The 25402-nt window shown below is 50.8% G+C and carries 20 protein-coding genes; 11 read left to right on the top strand and 9 right to left on the bottom strand.

The window, feature by feature from the left end; all coding sequences use genetic code 11:
* Both D6024_RS11495 and D6024_RS11490 read right to left on the bottom strand, forming a co-directional pair.
* Positions 1-1629: a TonB-dependent receptor gene (locus D6024_RS11495; RefSeq protein WP_121354726.1), complete on the bottom strand. Its 1629-nt coding sequence runs from the start codon at positions 1627-1629 to the stop codon at positions 1-3.
* Positions 1630-1750: 121 nt separating this feature from the next.
* The gene (locus D6024_RS11490; RefSeq protein ID WP_121354725.1) at positions 1751-4786 is read right to left on the bottom strand and encodes a tetratricopeptide repeat protein; all 3036 of its coding nucleotides are present in this window, start codon (positions 4784-4786) and stop codon (positions 1751-1753) included.
* A 170-nt stretch (positions 4787-4956) separates the two neighbouring features.
* On the opposite strand from D6024_RS11490, the gene D6024_RS11485 reads away from it, so the two are divergent.
* The gene (locus tag D6024_RS11485; protein WP_121354724.1) at positions 4957-5367 is read left to right on the top strand and encodes a DoxX family protein; all 411 of its coding nucleotides are present in this window, start codon (positions 4957-4959) and stop codon (positions 5365-5367) included.
* A gap of 83 nt (positions 5368-5450) precedes the next feature.
* Here D6024_RS11485 and dacB read toward each other — a convergent pair whose 3' ends face one another.
* Entirely contained in the window at positions 5451-6860 is a 1410-nt protein-coding gene (gene dacB / locus D6024_RS11480) for a D-alanyl-D-alanine carboxypeptidase/D-alanyl-D-alanine endopeptidase (RefSeq protein ID WP_162944715.1), read from the bottom strand.
* Between the two features lie 37 nt (positions 6861-6897).
* Between dacB and D6024_RS11475 the strand changes: the two genes are divergently transcribed.
* Complete coding sequence (locus D6024_RS11475; protein ID WP_121354722.1) at positions 6898-8160, top strand: CinA family nicotinamide mononucleotide deamidase-related protein; 1263 nt, start codon at positions 6898-6900, stop codon at positions 8158-8160.
* A gap of 244 nt (positions 8161-8404) precedes the next feature.
* The gene (locus D6024_RS11470) at positions 8405-9778 is read left to right on the top strand and encodes a dihydrolipoamide acetyltransferase family protein (protein WP_121354821.1); all 1374 of its coding nucleotides are present in this window, start codon (positions 8405-8407) and stop codon (positions 9776-9778) included.
* Positions 9779-10117: 339 nt separating this feature from the next.
* Here D6024_RS11470 and D6024_RS11465 read toward each other — a convergent pair whose 3' ends face one another.
* Positions 10118-10618, bottom strand: coding sequence for a SixA phosphatase family protein (locus D6024_RS11465; RefSeq protein ID WP_162944714.1), 501 nt, complete (start codon positions 10616-10618; stop codon positions 10118-10120).
* Positions 10619-10704: 86 nt separating this feature from the next.
* Between D6024_RS11465 and D6024_RS11460 the strand changes: the two genes are divergently transcribed.
* Complete coding sequence (locus tag D6024_RS11460) at positions 10705-11415, top strand: hypothetical protein (RefSeq protein WP_121354720.1); 711 nt, start codon at positions 10705-10707, stop codon at positions 11413-11415.
* A gap of 92 nt (positions 11416-11507) precedes the next feature.
* Here D6024_RS11460 and D6024_RS11455 read toward each other — a convergent pair whose 3' ends face one another.
* The 5 genes from D6024_RS11455 to D6024_RS11435 all read right to left on the bottom strand — a co-directional run bounded on the left by D6024_RS11455 (position 11508) and on the right by D6024_RS11435 (position 19111).
* Positions 11508-14432, bottom strand: a complete 2925-nt coding sequence (locus tag D6024_RS11455; RefSeq protein WP_121354719.1) for an alpha/beta hydrolase family protein — start codon at positions 14430-14432, stop codon at positions 11508-11510.
* A 105-nt stretch (positions 14433-14537) separates the two neighbouring features.
* Complete coding sequence (locus D6024_RS11450; protein ID WP_121354820.1) at positions 14538-15434, bottom strand: DMT family transporter; 897 nt, start codon at positions 15432-15434, stop codon at positions 14538-14540.
* A gap of 697 nt (positions 15435-16131) precedes the next feature.
* Positions 16132-16902 carry a polyprenol monophosphomannose synthase gene (locus D6024_RS11445; RefSeq protein ID WP_121354718.1) on the bottom strand — a complete coding sequence of 257 codons (771 nt, stop codon included), beginning with the start codon at positions 16900-16902 and terminating at the stop codon, positions 16132-16134.
* 4 nt (positions 16903-16906) lie between these two features.
* Complete coding sequence (locus tag D6024_RS11440; RefSeq protein ID WP_121354717.1) at positions 16907-17683, bottom strand: exonuclease domain-containing protein; 777 nt, start codon at positions 17681-17683, stop codon at positions 16907-16909.
* Positions 17684-17743: 60 nt separating this feature from the next.
* Positions 17744-19111 (bottom strand): UDP-N-acetylmuramate--L-alanine ligase, encoded by a 1368-nt coding sequence (locus D6024_RS11435; protein WP_121354716.1) that lies wholly within the window; start codon positions 19109-19111, stop codon positions 17744-17746.
* Positions 19112-19259: 148 nt separating this feature from the next.
* Here D6024_RS11435 and D6024_RS26685 point away from each other — a divergent pair, with 148 nt between their 5' ends.
* The 7 genes from D6024_RS26685 (at position 19260) to D6024_RS11400 (ending at position 25393) form a co-directional block, all read left to right on the top strand.
* Positions 19260-19400: a hypothetical protein gene (locus D6024_RS26685; RefSeq protein ID WP_162944713.1), complete on the top strand. Its 141-nt coding sequence runs from the start codon at positions 19260-19262 to the stop codon at positions 19398-19400.
* A gap of 20 nt (positions 19401-19420) precedes the next feature.
* Positions 19421-19756: a bacillithiol system redox-active protein YtxJ gene (ytxJ, locus tag D6024_RS11430; protein ID WP_121354715.1), complete on the top strand. Its 336-nt coding sequence runs from the start codon at positions 19421-19423 to the stop codon at positions 19754-19756.
* A 251-nt stretch (positions 19757-20007) separates the two neighbouring features.
* Entirely contained in the window at positions 20008-22359 is a 2352-nt protein-coding gene (locus D6024_RS11420; protein WP_121354713.1) for an NADP-dependent malic enzyme, read from the top strand.
* 107 nt (positions 22360-22466) lie between these two features.
* The gene (locus D6024_RS11415) at positions 22467-23204 is read left to right on the top strand and encodes an MlaE family ABC transporter permease (protein ID WP_205573264.1); all 738 of its coding nucleotides are present in this window, start codon (positions 22467-22469) and stop codon (positions 23202-23204) included.
* 3 nt (positions 23205-23207) lie between these two features.
* Positions 23208-24089 (top strand): ABC transporter ATP-binding protein, encoded by an 882-nt coding sequence (locus D6024_RS11410; protein WP_121354712.1) that lies wholly within the window; start codon positions 23208-23210, stop codon positions 24087-24089.
* Between the two features lie 423 nt (positions 24090-24512).
* Positions 24513-24944: a hypothetical protein gene (locus D6024_RS11405; RefSeq protein WP_121354711.1), complete on the top strand. Its 432-nt coding sequence runs from the start codon at positions 24513-24515 to the stop codon at positions 24942-24944.
* A gap of 50 nt (positions 24945-24994) precedes the next feature.
* Complete coding sequence (locus D6024_RS11400; protein WP_121354710.1) at positions 24995-25393, top strand: hypothetical protein; 399 nt, start codon at positions 24995-24997, stop codon at positions 25391-25393.
* Positions 25394-25402: the final 9 nt, after the last annotated feature.

Below are 25402 nucleotides of genomic sequence, written 5' to 3'. Positions count from 1 at the left end.
CTATTTGCTTTGAGCGAACGAAAATACGACTCCACCCAAGAAGTTGAAGCCGTAAACCGGGTACTGGTTCCAGCGTTGGTATTCCTTGTTCAGCATGTTGTTGAATTGGGCCCACAGCTTGATGTTCTTTACCACCTTGAATTCAAGACCCGCACTCAGGTCCATGGCGCTTCCCAGGTTTCCCCGGCTGCCGTCTTTGCGGAGGTATTGCGGGCCGTTAAATGTGTACATGTCGGTCGTGACGTAAAGGTCTTTCAGCACCTGGAGGCGCAACGCTGTCCGGAATTCGATGGGCAGCAGGCCCCAGGCTTTCTCCGCCACTTTTGTTTTGTATTGATTAAACTGGATGTTCGAAATCAGCGAAAATGTTTCGCCGATCGTATAACCCAACTCGCCACCGAAATTGAACACTTTTAGTTCGGGCTCATTGATCACCATGAACGACCGGCCACCACTTGTACTGGATGTATCGTTGGTGAAAAGCGGCTGGTCGGTGATCTTGTTGTAGCCAATTTTCGCACTGTAACTCAGGTGGTCGCCGGCCGATCCCTTAAAACCCGCATAACGTTCGTCGACGCTGGAATTATAAACGGTTTCCGGCGCCCATATCCAGGGATTGATGCCGGCCATGTACTGGAAGCCCGAATTCCGCAGGTAACCCACCCATCCTGCCTGGAAAGAAAAACGTTTATCCGACGAAGCCACTTCCGCTGTGATGTTCGGGAACAGCCTTGACTTGCTTTTGTTCCAGGACGGCCGGATTCCTGCCTGGAGGTTGATATTTTGCGAACGGTACAAAAGCGAAGGAGAGATCATGAAGAAATTGTTGTTCACCTCCGTCTTTTTTTCGGGTTTGTACCGGCTAAGGCTTGCCGTCAGCGCTACATCGACGGCAAACGTTTTCCCCAGCTCCTTTTGCACGGGAATATTCAGGTAGGTATTGCTCTCCGAATTGCTCAACCCGTCGCTGAAGGCGTCAATGCGCAGTTCGGGTGCATACGAAAGTCCGAGTTCAGTGCGGTTGATGTTGTGAAACGAAATGCGTCCCCGCCAGGTTTGCAGCTTTACATCCAGCGAATCTTTTGGCGGAATCGATGACAAGGCAGTGATGCCGTATTTTTTTGTATTCTCCTGCAACGCACCCAGCCGTGCATCCCATTCGATATTGCCCGATTTCAGAAAGGTATTCAACTCCACGTTGGTGGTGCTGTAATCCTGGTACTGGATCTTGCCTTTGGAAGACGTGTGTTTGCCATAGAGGTTCACGCCGGCTGTTTTGCCGTCGCCCACCGAAAGTCCAACCTGCGCAAACGGTGTTTTCAGGTTGCCGAAACCGAGTTTGACATAGCTTTCATTGGTCCAGTTGGCGCCGGTATCCACCTGCAGGGCAAGCGGCCGAAGCGTACCCGGTTGAAATGCAAAATTCAAGTTCTGGTTGGGAATATTGTATTGCAGTCGTGGCCGCGACGTATCGGTGCTCGGTGGTGCCGCATTGAAATTTACCTTGGCCGCTTCCTTCAACACCGGCTTAAAGCTCGACGTAATTTTTACTTTTTTTCCTGTCGTATCCTGTGCCTGTACGCCAATGCCAATCAATAATACCGATATGACTAAGATGGGTGACTTCATAATATGCTAATGTGACAATGTGATAATTTGAAAATGCGATAATGCGATAATGCGATAATGTGATAATGTAAGAACTGACAATGGCTTCACTATCCAATGTCCTGCTATCCTACTATCCTCCTCACGATCCGACTTTGCTGTTCCTTGCTTCTTCTTCGTTCACCTTATTGAGTTTCTCCTGCGCTTCTGCTTTCAGCTCCGCATTCAGGCTGTTCTGAACGATGCTTTGGAAAGTCGCTTTCGCGTTGAAATAATCCTTTTGCTTCAGGTAAATATCGCCCAGGAGAATATAGGCCTTTGTCACCCAGTAATCGTATGAACCGCTTTTGTTGATCACTTCAAACGCTGCTTTTTCCGCATCGCTCATCCGGTCGGTCATGAACCAGGTATTGGCAACTTCGTAACGGGCTTCGGCACCAACAGCAGCCTTGTTGACGGCCACCACCGCTTTGAAGGCATTCAACGCCTCGTCGTAGCGTCCGGCAATCTGTGCCGATTTCCCGATGGCCATGTTGGCAAGCGATTTATCATCGGTGCTGGCACCTTTTTGTGCAATCAGCTCTTTGGCATTGTCAACCGCTTCGCTCCATTTCTTTTGCAGGTACTGGCTGCGCAAAAGTCCCCGCATGGCTTCCAGCCGGTTTTCCTGCGACGATGTTACCTGCTTCAGTTGCGTATAAAACTGCTCCGCCTCCGGATAATTTTTCAACTCGAAAAAGTTGAGGCGTGCCGCCTGCAGGATCGACGGTTCGGCATACGTGTTTGGTGCCCGCTTGGCCACTTCACTATAGTTGGCAATGGCGTTGCCCCAGTCTTTCCGGCTGTTATAAATCTCACCGCGGTAGTAATAGGCATTCACCGCTTTGCTGCCGTTGGGGAAACGCTGGAGGTAAGCCGTCATCGCATCCAAGGCCGCATTCATGTTGTTGTTCTCGTACTGGATCTGCGCCGCGGCAAAGGTCAGCGAGTCTTCTGCCGTGACCGAGATGGGACGACCGGCGCTTCTTGCCGCGTCGGCAAACTCGCCGGGTTTACCCTGCTCGATATAAATCGTCTTCAGGTTATCCAGCGCATCGTCCGCCTCGGGTGAGTTGGGATAGGTGTTGAGCAACTGCTTGTATTGCGCAATGGCTTTGTCGTTGTCGTTGGCATTGTAATAGGCAATCCCCAGTTTCAGGTAGGCCTGCGGTTTCAGGCTGCTGTTACCCGATGCATTGATGATGTTGTTAAGAAAGGGGATGGCCTCCCGAAAACGTTCCTGCGCCAGGTAGGTGTTGGCAATTTCCATGTTGGCATCATTCACAAGCGTTGATCGCGGGAACTTGCGGGTCATGGTATTAAGCAGGCTTACTTTTTCGTTCGGGCTGTTGATGCCGGTGATCATTGCCTTCTGGAAGGTCGCATAATCTTCTGCAGGCCAGGAATAGCCGATGACTTTGTCATACATCGACCGTGCCTGCGAAAAATTCCGGTTCATGTAATAAACATCGGCCGTTCGCACATACGCATCCTGCGTAATGGGATCGGAATTGAGCGAGGCACCCCTCGAAAGCGGCTCGAAAAAGGTTTGCGCCACGGGATAATTTTCCTTGCGGTAGTAGGTATATCCCAGGTTGTATTTGACGCTTCGTTCGTTGGCTTCACCGCTCGATGGCGCTCCGGCCTGCAGGTAGGCATTGTAATAGCGGATGGCATCGTCAATGCGGTTGTTGCGGTAGGCCAGTTCGCCTTTCCAGAAGTTGATCAGCGGGAGTACTGTCCCATTATTCGGGTCTCTCAACGCCCTGTCCAGCAGGCTTTCGGCCTCTTGCAATTGTCCGTCGTTGATCAGTTCCGTTGCCCGCCCGTACAAAATCCGTGGCAGCAGCCGTTTTACATTTTGCGTTGGATTTTTAATGTTTTCCAGCAAGGTCAGGGCATCGCGGTAATTGTTGGTGTTCGCCAGCGCACCCACCAGCAATTCTGTCGCTTCCTCGCGGTATGGCGAATCGGGATAATCGTTGAGAAATGATTTCAGGTTGTTCAGGGCTTCGTCCTGATAGCCCAGTTCGTAAGAGAGCTTGGCATAGTTGAAGCGGGCAATCTGGCGCTGCTCCTGGTTGCTGTTGTTGGAAGAAGAAAACAAAAACGCGTTTCGTGCATTCGATTTCTGACCGGTCTTCAGGTAAGCATCTGCCAGCAGGTACATGGCATGCTGGCTCAGCGAGTCGTCTTTCCCGCTCAATTGTTTAAACCCATCAATGGCCTTGGTATAATTGCCCGCCTGGTAATAGGCATACGATAACTCGTACACGTCTTCTTTCCGCACTTTTTTCGAACGGCTCACATACTCTTCCAGGTAAGGAAGCGCCTTGGCGTATTGCTTTTTTTCAAAATAGGCATGTCCTAAAAGTTGCTTCAGTTCCAGGTCGTAAAACTGCGTCTTGCCGCTTTTCATCCGGCTTTCGGCATAGGCAATGGCTTCTTCCTTGCGGCCCTGTACATAGTTGATCTGTGCGATGTAATACGGAACGATGGGCGCATACTGCGGTTCGTTTTCAACAACACGGAACGAGGCCAGCGCATCATTGTACTGCCGGTCGCGGAACGCAATAAAACCGTAGTAGTAATTGGCATCGATGTAATTGGGATCGCTTTTCACCTGGCGAATGGCATAGAGCAGGGGCTTTGCCTTGGCAAACTGCTGCATGGTGAAATAAGCATAGCCCTGGTGAAACTTCATGCCGGCCGCTTCGCGGTTATTGAGGTTGGCCACGCTGGCCGCCTCGTAAAGCGGCAGGGCATCGGAAAACCGCTGTTGCCGGAAATAGTATTCCGCCAACTGGTAACTCATCATCTGTGCACGGGCATTGTTCTTCGTGACATCGATGTACACCTGCGCATCCAGCTCGGCACGGCTTTCATTTTGCTTCAGCGCACAGGCGATGGCATAGTAATCGATCTCCTGCGCCACGACCGTATTGTTGATTCGCTCCGATTGCGAAACGGTCTGTTGCAGTTCCTTAAAGATGGGATAAGCAAGGTTGTATTGCTCTTTTTGGTAATACTCTTTTGCTTCGTAGAAACGGTCCTTGGACGCTTTATAAAATTCTGTTTGCTGTGCGAACAATGACGAGAATAAAAAATAGCCAACGACTGATAAGCAAAATTTCTTCATGGTGTCCAGTTAACCGTTGAGGAAAAAACGTCGTAAATATTCGAATTATTTTAGGGCCGGCCAAACTTCGTTCCAAAGAGAACCTTAAAATTAAGCTTCAAGCAAGTTTAACAATTGGTTGCTTCAATCTTATTTTCGAATAGTTTTGCGCCACCTGAAAACAATAGACTATGAAAAAAATCTTCAGCACAAAAGTGTCTGAAAGCACGTTGAGTGTTGCCCTTTTTATTTTTCGTGTAGGCGTTGGTGCCCTGATGATGATTCAGCACGGCCTGGACAAACTTCAGCATTTTGCAAGCAAATCGGGAAAATTCGCCGACCCGTTTGGCGTCGGTTCCACGACGTCGTATTCGATGGTGGTTTTTGCAGAATTCTTTTGCGCAGCCTTCATTATCCTTGGCCTTTTTACCCGGCTTGCGGCCATTCCCCTGGTCATCGCGATGGGCGTGGCGTTATTCGTTGCACACAAAGGCCAGTTTTTTGGTCCGGGAGAAAATGCCGGTATTTACCTGATCTCTTTTTTCACCATTTTGCTGGCTGGCCCCGGCCGCTTTAGCCTGGACAGGTTAATTGGAAAATAGCCGTCCGGGATAGTTATGATGACTAGGATGAATGGGATAAATAGAAAAAAATGTTTTCAAACTATCCCATTCATCTCAAAATCTCAGTTCAGACAGTTTAGCACCTTGTACATCTTTTGCACAAGTGCGGATGCCGCCCCGTTGTAGTTGTTGACGATAAACGAAAGGATGTATTTTTTCCCGTCCCTTCCGGTGTGGTAACCGCAAAAGCTTTTCGCTCCGCCGATGGTACCGCTTTTCAGCTTCATGCCATTGTATTCGGGAAATGCGTAATAATACCCCTCAAACCAGGGTTGTTTTTGCGCATACTGCAACACCGCCACCTGCGCATGGGTGGTCACACGATTTTGCGGCGAGAGCCCCGAACCATCCTGCAGGTTCAATTCGGTGGCATCAATGCCGATTCCTTTATCTTTCCAGTAATCCCGAATCAGGTCGGCGCCATTTTCCGCTGATGCCGTTTTACCTTTTTTCAGCGCCATTGTCTTGGCCAGTGCTTCCCCGTATAAATTGATGCTTTTTTTCAAGAACCAGTAAACGATACTGTCGAGTGCAGGCGACTGCTCCGTATGAAAAAACGTAATTGCAGAGGGGATGGTCATTTTCGACGACTTATCGGCATGCATGGTGACCATCTGGTAGGCATACCCGTTTTTTGCCAGCGTGTCGTGCAACGTGGAAAAGAATTGCAGCGGCGCCGAAGGCATTGCACCCGCGATCACGAAGCGCTCCTGCTGCACGGGAATGGTGCCGCGGACAGTGGCAACGTTGCCACCGACCGGCAGATAAATATAACTGTTGTCGCCGGTACCCTTTGGCGCACCGGTGACGCGGCAATCGAATGCGATATCATAAAGCCGCGGTTTTGATTCCACTACGGTAACGCCGTCGTTCACCGTTGGCCCGGATTTCAGGATCAAATCATATTGATTTTCCCGCCAGTTGAGCGCACCGGCGCCGGCACCGTAATAGTTGCCCACATCGTCCCAGATCCAGCCTCCCGGAATGGCTTCGCTTTCCCATCCCCGCTCGTCGTAAAACGAATTGCCGAAGGTTTTGATTCCGGTTTTCTGAAACGCTGCAAACAGGCGGTCCATCACCGCCGTTTCTGTTGTGGCCTTCCAACGCCAGCTGCCCAGCGTAGGATCGCCGGAGGGTTTGAAATACAAACCACCATCCAGCCGGCCATCTTTCAACTTACCGAAATAGCCAAATTTGGTCTCGTACCGGAAATCCCTTCCCAGCAGTTCGTAGGCTGTTGCAGCCGTAATGATCTTTTGCGTGGAAGCCGGTGCCAGACCAATACCGGCGTTCTTTTCAAACACCACGTTGCCAGAAACGGCATCGATCACATACAGCGATGCGATACTGCTTTTCAATTGTGGGTCCTGTTCAAATCCGGCAAATGCCGTAGAGAGTTTTTCGGGAACAGACTGCGCATTCACCTGCAACACAGTTGCTGCAAGGACAAGCAGGCAAACCGCTTTTTTCATCCTTTTGTACATTGCGCTAAAATAAAGGCTTTCGACTATGAATGAAGTGAATGCTTCGATCATCACGATTGGCGATGAACTACTGATAGGGCAAACGATCGATACAAACAGCGCTTTTATTGCGCAGGAGCTTAATAAAATCGGCGTGTGGGTGCGACGCCGCGTAGCGATCGCAGACGACCGCCAGGCCATTCTTGATACGCTTGCTGCCGAAGCGGCGCAAAGCCAAATTATCATCATCACCGGCGGCCTCGGTCCGACTGCCGACGACATTACCAAACCGACTCTCTGCGACTACTTCCACACCAGACTTGTTGTGGATGACGGCGCCCTGCAAAACGTAACAACCATCTTTCAACGGCTGGGACGCAGCCTCACCGAACGAAATGCCAAACAGGCAGAAGTACCGGAAAGCTGCATTGTGTTGCCCAACCGCCGCGGCACAGCGCCGGGTATGTGGTTTGAAAAAGACAGTATCGTCTATGCATCCCTTCCCGGCGTGCCCCACGAAATGAAAGGGCTGATCATCGACAGTGTGATTCCAAAAATCAAAGAAACATTTACGCTACCAGCCGTTGTACACCGGACCTTGCTTACCGCAGGACAGGGAGAGTCGGGCATTGCCGACAGACTCGTCGATTTTGAAGCAGCGCTTCCGCCGTTCATCAAACTGGCTTACCTGCCTGCCTTTGGCATGGTGCGCCTTCGGCTGACCGGCAGGGGTTCCGACGAAAATATCATCACGAAAAAAGTGGAAGAGTGCTTTACAACTTTAAAAACCCTGGTGGAAGAATGGATGGTGGCCGACGAAGATTCAACCCTGCCGGAAGCCGTCAGCCAGCTTTTTAAAACGGAACAGAAAACCTTGGCTACGGCCGAAAGCTGCACGGGCGGCTACATTGCGCACCTTATCACATCGGTTCCGGGCTCTTCGGCCATTTACAAAGGCAGCATTGTATCGTATGCCAACGAGGTAAAGAAAACAGTCCTGGATGTAAAGGAAGAGACATTATCAGAATACGGTGCCGTGAGCGAGCAAACGGTGCTGCAAATGGCAACTGCCGCCTGCACCTTGCTGCAAACCGACTATGCCGTTGCAACCTCGGGCATTATGGGACCGGACGGCGGCACGGCCGAAAAGCCGGTAGGAACCGTTTGGATAGCGGTGGCCAACTGGGCGGGCAGTGCCAGGGCGCAGAAATTCCACTTTCGTTTCGACAGGATGCGGAATACCGAGCTCACCGCCAACGCTGCGCTGATGTTGCTGCGCAACTTTGTACTGGAGAACAGGAATGCATAAATGCATTCCGTCCTGTTTGCTTATTTTTGGCGCTGATTTTTTAAAACCGATTGCTTGCGATTCCTGGGAGCCGACAAAAATGCACAACAGGATTCCAAACGTTGAAGAGTGTGCCCCTTCCTTCGTCAGGGTAAACTCCACAGACGATGAAAGCAGCAATGCAGCCGGGAATATAGAAATACGGAAAGCAAAACAAACAGGTGAGGTTTCAAGTAACCTCAAACCTCAAACTTCAAACAAGATTATGGCTACTGTTGATCTGGTTATGCCTAAGATGGGCGAAAGCATTATGGAGGCCACCATTTTAAAATGGCACAAGCAACCCGGCGACTCTGTAAAAATGGATGAAACCGTGCTGGAAATTGCAACTGATAAAGTGGACAGCGAAGTGCCTTCCACCGCCGAAGGCGTGATAGAAGAATTGCTGTACAACGTGAATGACGTCGTGCCAATCGGCACCGTAATTGCCCGCATCAAAACCGGCGCAGCGCAAGACACGCAACCAGCAACTGGCAATGGACAACCGGCAAGTGCGCAGGCGCCCCCGCCTACTGCAAATACAGCGCAACAGGAGCCAACGGTTCAGCCAATTGCACAACAGGCGACTTCAACCCCAAACGCCAAACCCCAGACTCCAACCCCCAATCGCTTCTACTCTCCCCTCGTGCTGAACATCGCGGCACAGGAGGGCGTCAGCATGAGTGAACTGGAAAACATTCCCGGTACCGGCGCCGACGGGCGGGTTTCGAAAAAAGATATCCTGCAATACGTCAGCGACAGAAAAACCGGGCATGCCCACGGCCAGCCGCAGGCGGCAAGCCAGCAGGTACGGGAAGAGATGGTTATCCCGATGCAAAAAGTGGAACAGAGGTCCGAACCACCATCCAATCAACTGGCAACCTATAGCGGCAATGTGGAGATCATCGAGATGGACCGCATGCGCAAACTGATTGCCGACCATATGGTGCGCAGCAAGCACACGTCGCCGCATGTAACTTCCTTCACCGAAGCCGACGTGACAAACCTTGTGCTGTGGCGCAACAAGGTGAAAAAAGAATTTGAAAAACGGGAAGGCACCAAAATCACTTTCACTCCACTGTTTATCGAAGCGATCGTTCGCTGCATTAAACGCTTCCCGCTGGTCAACAGTTCCGTCGACGGCAACCGTATCATCGTAAAAAAAGACATTAACATCGGCATGGCCGCCGCACTGCCCAGTGGCAACCTCATTGTACCGGTGATCCGCAACGCGGACCAACTGAATTTGGTGGGCCTGGCAAAGCAGGTGAATGGTCTTGCCGACAATGCCCGCAACAACAAGCTGAAGCCCGAAGACATTGCCGACGGCACCTTTACGCTGACCAACGTCGGCACGTTTGGCAGCCTGATGGGAACACCGATCATCAACCAACCGCAGGTAGCAATCCTGGCTGTGGGAGCCATCAAAAAACGTCCGGTGGTCATTGAAACGCCACACGGCGACAGCATTGCCATCCGCCACATGATGTACCTGTCGATGAGTTACGATCACCGCATTGTCGACGGCAGCCTTGGCGCGACCTTCCTCACCGCGGTTGCAAACGAACTGGAAAACTTTGATGTAAACCGACAGTATTAAGAGCCACCCCCTCATTCCTCAAGGGCTACCTGGCACACGCAGGCGCCTTGCTTTTACACAATATGAAAAAGCTTCCATCATTCAACAGGATGGAAGCTTTTTCTTTTGCTCCAGCAGGACAACCTGCGAATAGCACATAAGAAGGAAAGAAACACAGCTTTGCAAGGGCGACAGGTTCTTTATACGACTATCGCCGGAATATTCCTTCGATTTTTATAGAGATAATCTGAAGTAATAAGGCCCGCTCCCTTCAGCGTTCAGAACACGACTGAACAAAAAACCATCTTGCTCAAGCAGGGTATTGTGAGTTGACTCCTTCCACCAGCGGAGGGGAGGATTTTACCGCGGTGCGGTTCGCGGTACGTTCATTTGTTCGAACATATAGGTGCTGCCTTTCTTTTTGACAATAAAAACATTCCCGTAGGCCGTGTCGGGCAGATCGGACATTTTTGCTTCACCCAGTAACCCGTTCACTACGTCATCCACGGTGTTGGAATGCCCTACAACAAGCACATTGCCGTCACCAATTGATTTCAACTCCGCTACCAGTTGCTCGTTCTTGCGCGGGTCGTAAATTTTCAGGTTCAGGCCAAGCGCCTTTCGCAGCGGTTCGGCCGTTGCGATGGTGCGGGCATAGTTGGTGGCGTAAATGGTTTTGATGTTTTTGTCCTGCAAATACGTTTTCAAATCAATGGCCTGCTTCTCCCCTTCGGCCGACAGCGGCGGATCGCTCAACATCGTTGTGCCCTGCTCTTTTTCGGCGTGGCGAACAATATAGTAGGTGGTGCTTTTACACGAAAACAAAAAGAAAAAAGCGGCCAGTAAAAGGGTGCGAAGCATAGCGTTTTGATTTAACAGTTTAAAGATAAAGGGGGCTGGCATTTAAAAGAGGAATTGGCTAAATTAGGTATCTAAAATCGTGGGCTATGAAACAATTATCCGAAACGTGGTTTGTAGAAGGGTACATTGATTTTGAACTCAAGAAATACACCCTGCTGGCTTACCTGCAAGCCATCAACAGGTATTTCGATGAAAACAAACTGTACCCGCAATTGGCAGACCTGATCTTCCACTACAACAATATTGTTGCCTTCCGGGAAAACAAAAAATACCTCCAGGAACATTTCCCCAAAAAACTTACCGGTGTGCAGATTGAAAAACTGCAGGTCCTGTACGAGCAAATGATTGACGACAGTGAGCTGATGCAGGAACTGGAAGACATTATCCACTTCGCTGCCGGCCACATGAAAACCACCATCAGTAGCGGAACGGAGATTTATGAATTCGTGGAAGAAAAACTCTCTATTTCGCCGGTTGGACTGCTGCCGCTGGATGTGCACGAAGGGTATTTCTTTTTGCGTGCCGGCCGTTCGCGGGCAACACGGGTGTACCAGTACTGCCTGTCCATATTCGACAAGCACGATGAAAAATACCGCAGTATCAAAACCGCACACATCGACACCTTGCAGCGCTCCATTGCCAATACCTACGAGAGTATGAAGTCGGAACTGATCAGGGCCCGGCAGGAATTGCCGAACCCCGCGGTCTACAGCATCGAAACGGACCTGAGCTTCCCCGTTGACGAAACCCTCCTGCCCGTAGCAAAACGGTCGTTGGTAAAATACATTACGGTCTGAACTTGAATTTGTGAGTGGAGTGGAAGTGATGGGAAAATTAAAAGAGGCGTTCATTTACGAACGCCTCTTTTATTATTACAGAGACACGGGTATCAATTCGTTTCGTCCTGGTCGATTGCCAGTCCCCAGTCGCGGCCTTTTTTGACTGCCGGCACGCCTTCCGCAAGCCATTTGGCGGGCTTCTCGCCCTTCAACAGCCAATCGAAATACTGTTGTTCGCGTACCTGGATATCCTTGCGGTTTCTTCGTTCCACCAGGTTGTGGGCTTCACCGTTATAATTTAGCATCCACACTTTTTTACCCAGGCGGCGCATGGCGGTGAAAAACTCGATCCCCTGGTACCAGGGAACCGCACCATCGGCATCGTTGGCCATGATCACCAGCGGCGTGGTCACATTTTTCAGGTGAAAAAAAGGCGAGTTCTCGATATACAGGTCGGGTCTTTCCCAGGGCGTGGCGCCGATGCGGCTTTGGCTTTTTTCGTACTGGAACTGCCGGTTCAATCCACTCTCCCACCGGATGCCGCCGTAAGCACTGAACATGTCTACCACCGGCGCGCCGGCCCATGCGGCTTTGAACAGATTGGTTGCCGTAATAAGGTAGGCTACCTGGTAACCACCCCAGCTTTGTCCCTGGATCCCGATGTTCTTCGCATCCACCCAACTGTTTTTTGCCAGAGCTTTAGCACCGCTAACAATGTAGTTGTAGGCATCTTTCCCGGGATGGCCTTTTGTATAGCTGATGTCGGGAGCAAATACCAGGTAACCGCGGCTTACAAAAAATGGGATGTTCAGGCGACTCGGCGTCGGTGCCGGTGCCGTGTAGGTATGCAACCCATCGCTCAGCTTTTCATAGAAGTAAACCAGCATGGGGTATTTTTTCTTTGCGTCAAAATCTTCGGGCTTGTACAAAATGCCCGTTGATTCTTTGCCGTTGAACGTTTTCCATTTGTAGAGTTCTGCCGTACCCCAGTTGTACTGGCTTTGCTGTGGGTTGAGTGCCGTAAGCTTTACAGCCGCCGGTTCGCTGGCACGCAGGGTGCTGTTTTTTGAATCCTGCAAAACAAAATACAGGTCGGGCGACTGAACATAACTTTCTTTTGAATAGAGATAGGCCTCCTTATTCCTGGCCTTCAGGAACGTTGTGTAGGCTGCGGCATCGTTATGGGCGACAAACAACGGTGCATTTTTCCCTGCGAACAGCACAAGTGCGCTGGCCTTGGTTTTCCTGTTAAAGGCACGGAAATACAATGGCTGGTTAGCGGAAATAAACCGGCTGGCCGTGTCGACACGCAGGTTCCGGTAGACCGTGTTGGTGTTTCTTCCGGAAGTGAGTTTCTGCGGCGCGAACTTATTCTGCGGGCTCACCTTCCACACATCGTATTTATCGTACACATACACAGCCGAATCACCCTCGTGCCATCCCATTACACCATAAGGATTGGGATCGTCGGGCACATCGTTTTCTTCATCGTACAATGCAACGGGAATTTTTGCCGTGACATTCTTCAACTCCTTACCATTCCAGGCGAAATAGGCCCTGGCCTTGTTGTCGTAAATCAGAATGTGTTTGCCTGCGGCAGAAGGATAGATATTTCCTTCGAGGTTCTTCTTCACCAACTTCCGTTCGCCGGTAACGGGATTCAGGGCATATACGTCTTTGGCCGTGCTCCCGGTCCATTGCGCCTGTACCCGGCGGCCGGTGTCTGTAACGGCAACAAAATACACACCGTCACCGTCGGCAGTTGGCAGTACATTGGGCAAACCGGGAGAACCGAGCGGCACAACTTTGTTCTGTCCAAAATCGTAAGCCGTAAGATAGCTTCGCTTCAGTTCATTTTGCAGGTTGAAAAGCTGTTGCGTTTGCAGGTAGTCGTCCTTGTAGTTCCATACATCCACTTTGGCCAGTTCGAAGTCGACAAGGGACGTGTCTTTCGCCGGCAGGATAGGCGCAATGCCAAACAGGAGGCGGTTCCCGCTTTTGCTGAAAGAAAGGGTGCCGTTCTCGCTAACGGTCATCCCCACCTGCATGCCCACGGATGTTTTATCGATCAGCAATTCCGCGCTGTCGCTACCGCTGCGGTAGAGATAAAGCCCATAAAATTTTTGCAGGGCCCTGGTGTTCGTGTCGCGTTCGGCGACAAACGCCAGCTTACTGCCGTCTTCCGTAAACGCAAAGCCACGAAAATCGTTGCCGCCTTTCTGGATGGTGTCCACTACATCGCGTTTGGTATCGTACACGGCAACGGCGTTTTTCGCGGTGCTGTCTTTTGGTGCCTTCGCCAGGCGCATGACCAATTTCTGCCCGTTCTTGCTGAATGCGTAATCCGTTACATTTTTAAAAATTTTGTCCTTGCCGGTGAGAAGGTTGCGAACCACCAGGTCGCTGCCTTCGCTGCCGTTTGCTGCCGGTGACGGATCTTCGTCCGCATCGCCTGCGTCCCGATTGCCGCCTTTGGTATTTTTCAACTGCACAACCAATTGGGTCAGCGAGTCAACCTTCTGCCGCAGGCTGTCCACGGTTTTCTGTGTCGGCAGCGCCGACGGACGCATAGTCGCGGCGTCTCTTTCCTTGTGAAAAGCCAGCCAGCCCGAAGATTTATCGGGCACCTTGTAAGAGCGGACTTTCGCCACTTTAACGATGCCTTCCTTGCCCAGTTGTACGATCCCGATGGAATCCTTGGGCATATCTTCCAGCTTTTTCTTTTTGATTCGGGCCTCCCTTGTTTCTTTATACAGCGGCTTTATTTTAAAAACCACAAAGCGACTGTCTTCGGTCATCACGGCATTGTAGCCGCGGGGAACCTGTCGTTTGTTTGCGGGGTTTTCGGTGGATTGAATAAACAGGTTGGCATCACCTTCCTGGGGTGTGACGGTGTACACTACCCATTTTCCGTCGTTGCTGATGCTGCGCTCACCGATGCTCTGCCAGCCATCGTAAACAGTGTGGTCGAGCGGTTTTTTCTGGGCAAAGAGAATCAGAGGAGAAAAAAGAAAAAGTGAAATGAGACGTTTCATAAAAGGTGTCTTGTAGTGCTTAAAAGTAAGGGATTCGGCGTTTTCGCACGATGATGAAAGGGGCAAAAAACAAGCGGCCCGTTGGCACCTGAATTCTCCTGCTGCTTATTGCCCATTGTTTATCGCCAATTCTCCTCTTTTCGGTTTCAGCAGGCGCCACATGTGAAAAACAACAGCGACGGCGATCAGCGCAAAACCCACGTAGAACCAATGGCTGAACAGGCGATTCTCTTTATAAATGAGAAAAGCAAGAATGATCCCGTATACCGGTTCCAGCGTCAGCGTCAGGTTCATCGTAAAGGCCGACACGCTTTTCAGTGCCCGGATGTAAAGAAAAAAAGTAAGGATGGTACAGAGCCAGCTCAGAAGAACGAGCCACAGCCAGTCCCAGGCGGTGGGCAGGCTCCATTTTTCGGAAAAGAAAAGCTGGAATACCGGCAGCAAGATGCTTAGTCCAACAAAGCCACCCGTCAACTGGTAGAGCGTAATATCTTCGGGCTTGTGCCGGTCGACAATCTTTTTATTCAGCACGGAAACCAACACCGTCAGCAGAGCCGAAATCAAACCCACGATAATGCCGGTGGAAAAAGCCAGGTGCGTTTCGTAAATAATCAGGATACCGGCAATGGCAAAAAGACCGAGAAAGATTTCCACCGCGTCGAAGTTTTTTTTCATCACCAGCGGCTCAACGAGTGAGGCGATCAAAGCTGTTGTGGAAAGGCAGGTTAGGGCGATGGTCACGTTGGCGAGTTTGATGCTGGCATAAAACGTCACCCAATGCAGGGCCTGGACGGTTCCCAGCAAAGCAATCAGCAAACCTGCCCGCTTGTCGATGCGGCCCAGCTTTCCCTGCACCAGGTAGAGGGCCCAGAGCGATACCATTGTGATCAACAGCCGCCACCAGACCAGCATGGTCGACGACAGGGTGATGGCTCGTCCCAGCACGCCGGTAAATCCCCACAAGAAAACAGCGGTATGCAAGCGGAGCAAGGCCTTTTTCATGAAAGCAAAGAAAATGGAAGAAGGGTAAATGAAAAGATTTTTATATAACCGGCTGCAGGATACCGATGAAGCTTTGCTTGCGACGCTCCGTTCATCGTTCGTTTCGCTATGGAGCGCAGAGATCTTCTGCCTCACCAGGAAGCTTTTGAATCTTTGTTGTGATTGTAAAGAGACTTCGTCCCGGGACTTTTTTGGTTTGGCAGCAGGCAGGTACGGACGTGTTTTATCGACAAAGCATCAACGCACCGTCAACAGTGACCAGCCTTCAAAGCCCTGCAAGGGCCAGGTTTCTTACCATAGGGTGCAGCCCTGTGAAAAGTACCAACAACCAAAAATGCAAAGCCCTGAAGAGGTGGGATAATGAGTCTGAGATCACGCTGGTCTTTGAGAAAATATCACGCCCCTTCAGGACTGGAGAGCAGACACCATCCCTACACAGGGCTGCGCCACGTGTTTGTCAATAGCGTCCCTTCAGAACTATTGTAATCTATTTTTTTAATCCATGAAATCAGCGTGAGATCTATGGTTTCATTCAACCAATACAGCCAATCTCCAGTTAGGAATTTATGCCGCGCAGAATTACTGAACGTACAAGAGGGCGACGCAACGAAAGCCCGATGGTAGCACGTCCGCACGGGACATAAAAAAATGCCTGCGTCGGCAGGCACTCCAATTTTATAAACGGAAAGCAGGGTGATTAAACCAGTTTTTCTGCCGGCGCCGCGGGCTTGCTCTTTACCCTCCGGCGATAATTCGTAAAGAAGCTGTACCACCGAAGCTTCAACACGCCGAGCACGCCTTCCTTGACAATTCCGCGGTTCATCTTCGACTCCCCGTACTGGCGGTCGGTAAACTGGATCGGCACTTCCTTCAATTTAAACCCGAGTTTCCAGGCGGCAAATTTCATTTCTATCTGGAAGGCATAACCGACAAAATGGATTTCGTCGAGGTTGATCGTTTCGAGCACTTCCCTGCGGAAGCAAACAAAGCCGGCAGTCTGGTCACGAACGGGAGTCCACAAAATCAGCCGGGTGTACAGCGACCCGCCTTTGGACAGGGCAATACGGTTCTTCGGCCAGTTGTACACACCGCCTCCCCGAACATAGCGGGAACCGATAGCCACGTCGGCACCTTCGTTCTTGCAGGCATTGTACAGGCGGGGAAGATCGGCCGGGTTGTGCGAGAAATCGGCATCCATCTCGAAGATGAAATTGTAGCCTTTTGCCAGGGCCCACTTAAAGCCGTGAATATAGGCGGTGCCAAGTCCCAGCTTGCCGCGGCGCTCCTCTAAAAACAAGGTGCCGTTGAAGCGGGGCTGCAGCCCCCGGACAATATCTGCTGTGCCATCCGGCGAACCGTCGTCGATGACCAGCACATGGAAATCCTGCTGCAGGTCGTAAACGGCCTGCAGGATCTTTTCAATATTTTCTTTTTCGTTGAATGTTGGGATGATGACCAGCTTCTCCACGGGCTTAGCTTGTGCGTTTTTTCAGCTTGATGCGGGTGTAAATCTCTGTCAGTTTTTGCTTTGTGTTCATCGGGAACTCACCTCTCATCATCCAGTCATAGTATTGCGGCTCGGCATTCAGAACGTCGGCAATCGGACGGCCTTTGTGCTTACCGAAGTTGAAGACTTCCACCCCCTTGTCGTCGTAGGCAAAGCGGCGGGCAAAATCGATGACGTTGTCTTCGCCCACGGCTTTGACAATGCTTTCCACGCTGTTGCCTAACTGGGGATAACGCTCCAGTTGTGCAAAAAGTATTTCGGCTGTGGCACCGGCATCTACTTCTGCGCCGTGTGCGCCTTCGAGGGTCTTGTTGCAGTAAAATTTATAGGCGGCCGCAAGCGTCCGCTGTTCCATGGTGTGGAAGATCTTTTGCACGTCCACGAGTTTGCGGTTCCGGACGTCAAAATCCACATCGGCACGGATAAATTCTTCAACGAGCATAGGGATATCGAGCCGGTATGCGTTGTAGCAGGCCAGGTCACAACCGTCCAAAAACTGCTTGATTTCCTGTGCAACCTGTTTAAAGGTTGGCGCATTTTGCACCATTTCGTCGGTGATGCCATGGATCTCGCTGATCGTTGCGGGAATTGGCATTTGCGGGTTAATGATCTTGCGCTTTACGGTACGGTTGCCATCGTGTAAATATTTCACGATAGCGATTTCCACGATCCTGTCGGTGGCAACGTTGGAACCGGTTGCTTCAATGTCCAGGAAAGCCAGTGGTTTTTTCAGTTGTAACATCTTCTGCTCGACTTAATTAAGGCGGTAAAGGTAACAGTTTTGCATTCTCGAAGGGAGAAATTACTCGGCCTTTGGCCCGAATGACGCGGCAAATGCGGCGATGTCAAAGCCGTCGTAATTGCCCGAACTCATAAACAGCACAACGGCATCCGCGAAATCGCGGCTCCTTATCCAGCTTTCGAGGTGCTGCCGGTCATTGATCACCTCGAGACCCGCTTTGGCAAAACCTGCCAGCACAACCTCTTTTTTCAACTCCGGCATGCGCTTGAGTTCAAGGGCATGTTTGCTGTAAAACACCGCGGCTTCGTCGGCCTTTTCCAAAGCGCTCCGGTATTCCTGCATAAACGCCTCGTTCAAGCTGCTGTAGGTATGCAGTTCCAGGATGCCAATTAGTTTCTTGCCGGGAAACTGTGCCCTGGCTGCCTCGATGGTGGCCTTCACTTTTGAGGGAGCATGGGCAAAGTCGCGGTAAAAAACTGTCGACTCGGTTTTGGCCAGCAGTTCGAGTCGCTTGGCTGCGCCGGTAAACGTGCCGATTGCCTTGGCAAAGGTGGACGCATCCACACCCAGCTCTTTGCACACCAGCCAGGCGGCCTGCATGTTCAGCAGGTTGTGCGCCCCAAAAACTTTGAGCTCTGTTTCCACGCCGTCGATCGTGACGTTCGTGAGCCCGTTGCTGATGGTATGCTGCGGCACCTGGTAAGGGTGGTACTGCAAATCGTCACGCCTGGTTTTTTCCACCAGTTCTTTCAGCGTTGCATCCGTTTCGTTGTACATCAGGTGACCGCCTTTTTCAATCATGCGGATGAAGATGGCAAATTGCTCCAGGTAAAAATCGAATGTAGGGAACACGTTGATGTGGTCCCAGGCTATGCCCGTCAGCACGGCGATATGGGGAAAAAGAAAATGAAATTTCGGACGCTTTTCAACCACGCTGGCCGGGTATTCGTCGCCTTCGCAAACGATCACCGGCGCATCGGTGATGTTCACCGACTGGTCGAAACCCTGCAGCCTGGCCCCTACCAGGTAATCGAAGGCCTGGCCGGCTTCGCGCAGCACGTGCATGATCATCGACGTGGTAGTGGTTTTACCGTGGCTACCGCCAACGACCACCCGGGTTTTTTCCCTGCTTTCCTTAAAAATGTATTCGGGGAACGAATAAATGGGGAGACCCAGTTCCTGTGCCCGCAACAATTCGGGGTTATCGCCTTTTGCATGCATTCCAAGGATCACGGCATCCAGGCCGGGGTGAATGTTGCCGGGGAACCAACCAGTTTCTTTGGGCAGAAGCCCTTCAGTCGCCAGGGCGGTTTTTGCCGGCTCAAATATCTCGTCGTCGCTACCTGTTACCTGGTATCCCTTTCGCTTCAGTGCAATGGCCAGCTGGTGCATTACACTGCCGCCGATAGATATAAAATGGATGTTCATGTTATGAGGGAAAGGTCGATTTTAAAGATTATAACAATATGTTTCGGAATATTTTGCAATTGCGGCTTGTAAAACTGTCCGGTTTATGGCATTTTTGCAAAATATCGGGCAAATTAATTCGTTTCCGACTAAAGACTAATCTAAAATCATGAAAAACAAGTTTTTTTACCTAACAGTTATCCTGCTCTCCGCATTCACCATTACCTCCTGTGCTTCCCGTAAGTATGGTTGTCCCAACTCTACAGGAATGAAGCTGCAAGTCACCACACCTGTTCACACCGCCGCTTAAGTTTTTAATATTTTTTGTGTATGCAGTGGATTCATTTGACCGACGAGGAGCAATTAAAGCAGATCATCACAAAATCCGGCGTTAAGCCCCAGGTGATTTTCAAACACAGCACCCGCTGTTCCATTTCTTCCGTGGCGTATCAGCGGTTGCAAAAAGCGCAGCAGCCCGACGGCCTTGATTTTTATTACCTGGATCTCCTGGCCCACCGCCCGCTTTCGAACAAAGTAGCAGAGGTGTTCGACGTGCACCACGAGTCGCCGCAGGTCCTGGTGATCAAAAACGGCAAATGCGTTTTCGACGAAAGCCATTTAGGCATTTCGATGATGGATATCATCGATAGTGCGAATGCAGCCTAGTCAGCGATTGCATTTTCCCACAGGGTGAAGCAAATTCTACTTTCTTGTTGGCCACTGCGCCAACATTTTTTTTTGATAGAACACCGGCGACAGGATGTTGCTGTTCAATTTTGCAAGGGAAGTTTTTCCGGCAAGCAGAGTATACCTTTACTTTGCGGGCTAAGAGAAAAAAGCCGAAAGGAGACAAAGAGTGGATTCCCTTCTCTTTTTCTCCTTCCTCCGCTTTCTCTTTTAGTTCGAAAAACAAATCCATGCAAAAAGACTTACGAAAACAGCTTGCGTTAGAATATCATTCAAAAGGAAGACCGGGAAAGATTGAAGTAGTGCCGACCAAGGAAGCCAAAACACAGCGCGACCTGTCGCTGGCTTATTCTCCCGGCGTGGCCGAACCCTGCAAAGAAATTGCCCGCAACAAAGAAAATGTTTACCAATATACCGCCAAGGGCAACCTGGTTGCCGTGATCAGCAATGGAACGGCGGTGCTGGGTCTTGGCGACATCGGTCCCGAGGCCAGCAAGCCCGTGATGGAAGGGAAAGGCGTTCTCTTCAAGATTTTCGCCGACATCGACGTTTTTGACATCGAGATTGCCGAAACGGACCCGCAGAAATTCATCCAGATCGTGAAGGCGCTGGAGCCGACATTTGGCGGTGTCAACCTCGAAGACATCAAGGCTCCCGAATGCTTTGTGATCGAGAAGGCCTTGCGGGAACAACTATCAATTCCTATCATGCACGACGACCAGCACGGCACGGCCATCATTTCCTCGGCCGCCTTGCTCAATGCCCTGCAACTTCAAAAAAAGAAGATCGATAAAGTACGGTTTGTGATCAATGGCGCCGGTGCCGCGGCTATGGCCTGCATCAACCTCTATGTTTCGCTGGGCGCAAAGCCGGAAAACTTCCATGTTTTCGACATTAAAGGACCGCTTACGAAAGAGCGCACAGACCTGGAAGAATTCAAAGTAAAGTTTGCCAACGCAAAGCCCGACGCGACCCTGGTCAGTTCCCTGAAAGACGCCGATGTTTTTGTGGGCCTGAGTGTCGGCAATGTTGTCACCGCCGACATGGTGCGCAGCATGGCGAAAAACCCCATCGTGTTTGCCATGGCCAACCCCGATCCCGAGATCAGCTGGGAGGAAGCCACCGGTTCACGCAAGGACGTGATCATGGCAACAGGCCGGAGCGATTACCCCAACCAGGTCAACAATGTATTGGGATTCCCCTACATTTTCCGCGGCGCCCTCGATGTGCGATCAACGCAAATCAACGAAGCCATGAAACTGGCGGCCGTTAAAGCGCTGGCCGAGTTGGCGCAAACACCGGTGCCCGATATCGTGAACCTTGCGTACAACGCCAAGACCATTACATTCGGTCCCGACTATATCATTCCCAAACCACTCGACCCTCGTCTCCTGGCAACCGTCGCACCGGCAGTAGCCCGGGCAGCCATGGAAAGTGGGCTGGCGCAAAAGCCGATCCAGGATTGGGAAGCTTATGTAACAGACCTGAACAGGCGCCTGGGTCTCGACAACCAGGTGATGCGGGTGCTGGGCAGCAAGGCCCGCCGCGATCCACGCCGCATTGTCTTTGCCGAAGCCGATAATGTCAAAATCCTGAAAACAGCCCAAATTATTTTTGACGATGGCATCGCCTATCCCATTTTACTGGGCGACGAAACCAAGATCCGCTCCATTGCCGCAGCCAATCATATCGACATCGACGCCATTCCCATCTTTGATCCCCGCAGCGATGAAATGGAGGAAAAACGAAACCAGTACAGCGAGATTTTCTTTCAGAAGCGCCAGCGAAAAGGCTACAATGCCTACGAGGCCAAAAAGGTGATGCGGGACCGCAACTATTTTGGCTGCATGATGGTGGAATGCGGTGATGCCGATGCCATGATTTCCGGTCTGACCAAAAACTATCCCGATACCATCCGCCCGGCGCTTCATTGCATCGGTGTGGAAGAAGGTGTGAAAAAAATTGCGGGCATGTATCTCATGCTCACAAAAAAAGGTCCTATCTTTTTAGCCGATACCACGGTAAACTTTCACCCAACGGCGGAAGAACTGGCAGAAATCACCATGCTGGTGGCAAAAGAAGTACGGAACTTCAACATCATTCCCCGCATCGCGATGTTGAGTTATTCCAACTTCGGCGCCTCCAATTCGGAAGAAGCCCGCATGGTAGCCCGTGCGAGGGACCTGGTGAAGCAGCAGATGCCCAACCTGATCGTGGACGGCGAAATGCAGGCCAGCGTGGCGTTCAACAAAGAGCTGATGAAGGAAAACTACCCATTCAGTGAATTGGTCGACAAGGATGTAAACACCTTGATCTTCCCCAATCTTTCATCCGGAAATATTGCGTACAACCTGTTGAAAGAACTGGGTGCGGCCGATGCCATTGGCCCGATTTTATTAGGCCTGAAGAAGCCCGTCCATATCCTGCAATTGGGAAGTTCGGTGCGAAGCATCACCAGCATGGCAGTAATAGCCGTCGTGGATGCACAGATGAAAGGACAAATGGCGTCACCGACAGTATTGGAGCGTTCGCCGTGGTGGAAACGGTCGCGGAAAAAGCGCAGTGAAGGAAGTGGCTCCTAAGTCAAAATGCTAAAAGGTTCAGCTAACTGATTCCTTTTTACGTTTTGCTTTTCGGTGTGGAGGTACAGCTTGGAATAATTGCAACGACAGAAATGAAATAAAGACGTATGAAGTTTTTTGCTGAATTGGGCAGATTCCTGCTGATGATTAAAACCATGTTTTCCAAACCGGAAAACTGGAAGATGTATTGGCGGGAATTTATGCATCAATGCGCCGAGATCGGCATTGGTGCCCTGGGCATCGTGGTGATCATTTCCGTTTTCATGGGAGCGGTGTCCACGGTGCAGACGGCCTATCAGCTTACCAGCCCGCTGGTTCCCCGTTACACCATTGCGCAGGTCGTTCGCGATACCGTGATCCTTGAATTTGCCCCGACCCTCGTTTGTATCGTACTGGCGGGTGTGATCGGCAGCAAGATCGCCGGCGAATTGGGCAACATGCGGGTTTCCGAACAGATCGACGCCCTGGAGATCATGGGCATCAATACAAAAGCCTACCTCGTCGCACCGAAGATCTTCGCGGCACTGGTGGTCATTCCCATGCTGGTCGTGCTGGCAGCCGGTTTGGGTATCTGGGGCGGACGGCTCGCGGGAACCGCAACCGGTATTATTTCGGGTGATGATTTTGACAAAGGCCTGCTGGCCTCCTTTGATCCCTATAACGCCTTCTTCTGCATGGTCAAAGCCTATGTGTTTGCTTTTATCATTTCAAGTGTTCCCTCGTTTTACGGCTATTATGTGCAAGGTGGCGCCCTGGAGATTGGCCGCTCCAGTACCCGGTCGGTCGTGGTGAGTTGCATAGCCATCCTTTTTGCCGATTATTTGTTGTCTGCATTATTGTTGTAAGGTATGATTGAAGTCAAAGGTTTACGGAAAAGTTTTGCTGGTAAGGCCATCATCAACGGGGTTGATGTGGAGTTGCAACCGGGGATGTGTAACCTGATTATCGGTACCAGCGGCAGCGGCAAAAGCGTCTTTACCAAATGTGTCGTGGGACTTTTCGAACCGGACGAAGGCCATGTGCTTTATGATGGCAAGGACTTCACGGCCATGTCGCAGGAAGAAAAAAAAGAAGTTCGCAAAGAGATCGGCATGCTCTTCCAGGGCTCGGCGCTTTTCAGCAGTATGACCGTTGAAGAAAACGTCATTTTCCCCCTCGATATGTTTACGGACTGGCCCACCCGCAAAAAGCTCGACCGCGTGAACGAAGTACTGGAGCGTGTCAACCTCAAAGGCGCCAACAAAAAATTTCCGGCCGAACTCAGTGGCGGGATGATGAAACGGGTAGGCATTGCACGAGCCATTGTGCTGAACCCGAAATATCTTTTCGTCGATGAACCCAACTCCGGTCTCGACCCCCAAACCTCGGGATTGATTGATCACCTGATTAAAGAAATCACCGACGAATACAAGATTACAACCGTTGTTGTTACCCACGACATGAACAGCGTGATGGAAATCGGCGACCACATCATCTACCTCTACAAAGGCCAAAAAGAATGGGAAGGCAACAACAAAGAGATCATCTTCAGTAAAAACAAGCTGCTGAATGATTTCATCTTTGCCTCCGAATTTTTGCGGGATGCCAAGGACATGCGCATGCTGGAAGAAACCGGAAAGATTGCCAACGATCGCAACATGGCCGAACTCACTCACGACGATGCCCCCACCCTCGTTCCCCCGCCGGATGGAAAGGAAGAATCCGGAGAGCAAGATGGGATGGAAAAATAATCGATTGGTCATTACCAACGCGAAGGCAATTTTCATTTACTGAAACAATGGATACAGGTTGAGAGCCCGTCATTTTAAGGGGCCACTCCTTTGGTCATTCATCCACGGGCTTTTTGGGAGATTGCAATACCGATGTGGTCATAGCAAATAGCCGTAGATTTTTTTCGCTCATTTTTGCGGCAGTGCAAAACACGCGGCCCCTTCGGAGCCGGTACTCTTCTCTCATTGGTTTCTATAAGCATGGCATTGCTTCGCAGAGAAAAGAAAATCCTTATTTATCTTACCGGGTTCCATTTTATTCCAAACTCCAAACTCCAAACTCCAAACTCCAAACTCCAAACTCCAAACTCCAAACTCCAAACTCCAAACTCCAAACTCCATCTCTCTGGCACAACATTTTTATAGCTGTTTTTAAACAGCAACATGAACAGCAACGAAGACAACCGCAATAAAATACCGGAGAACGAGCCTTCCAAAGCCATGGACAGCAAAAAAGAGGTAGCCCAGTCGCCGGATGATAAAACCGACCAGGACTTCCCCGGTTACCCGCATTATCCGGCAAAAGAAGACATCATGGACCAGCGCACCGGTTCGCACCGTGTTGATGCCAACCTGGAAGAAATGGGTACAGGTCCCAATTCGAGCGGCGTAAACCAGCGCTTCCTGTCCGGCCAGGAGTCAGACCGGGCTCAATCCAATGCCGTTCACCGCGACGATGTCAGCGAGGAGACAAACAACAACAACGACGAACGCGGTGTGCCGCAAAACGTTTCGAACGAGGACCTGAACAGCAACACCGATCTGCCGGGAACCGACATAGACGAAGCGGCAGAAAAAGGTTCGCTAAACCCCTGAATCCATTCAAACAGGGCAAATAGCCCGGGCAAAAAAAATTAGTCCCTTTTATGATAAAATGCGGAGCGATCCTCGCGTTGCTGTGCACTGTCTTTCTACAGGGTTGTGACCCTTCGCGCCGTATCGAAATGAAAAATTACACCAACGACACGGTCGAAGTTGTTTGGAAAGCCAAAACCGATAGCATTGGCTTTAATCCTTTCAACATCAGCAACTCAAAGGAACTGCGATTCATCATCCCTCCCCATAGGAACTCTGCGGTCAAGCTATCGTTCGGCGTTGGCAAATGGACGCCGGCGGAAGTGGAAAAAGTCATTCACCGCCTGGAATATTTTCAACTCACGTTGCCGTCACAAAAATTGCGGATTGACTCACTTGCCGAACTTCGTGATTATCTTTTGGCACGCCGCCGAAGCGGCAGTTCTGTTATCGAGATCGCAATCCGCTAACGGGTTTAC

Source organism: Flavisolibacter nicotianae (assembly GCF_003628535.1).
In the GTDB taxonomy this organism is placed as follows: Bacteria; Bacteroidota; Bacteroidia; order Chitinophagales; family Chitinophagaceae; genus Flavisolibacter; species Flavisolibacter nicotianae.
Note: the sequence above shows the minus strand (reverse complement) of the source record. Positions and strands in the feature narration are given on the sequence as shown.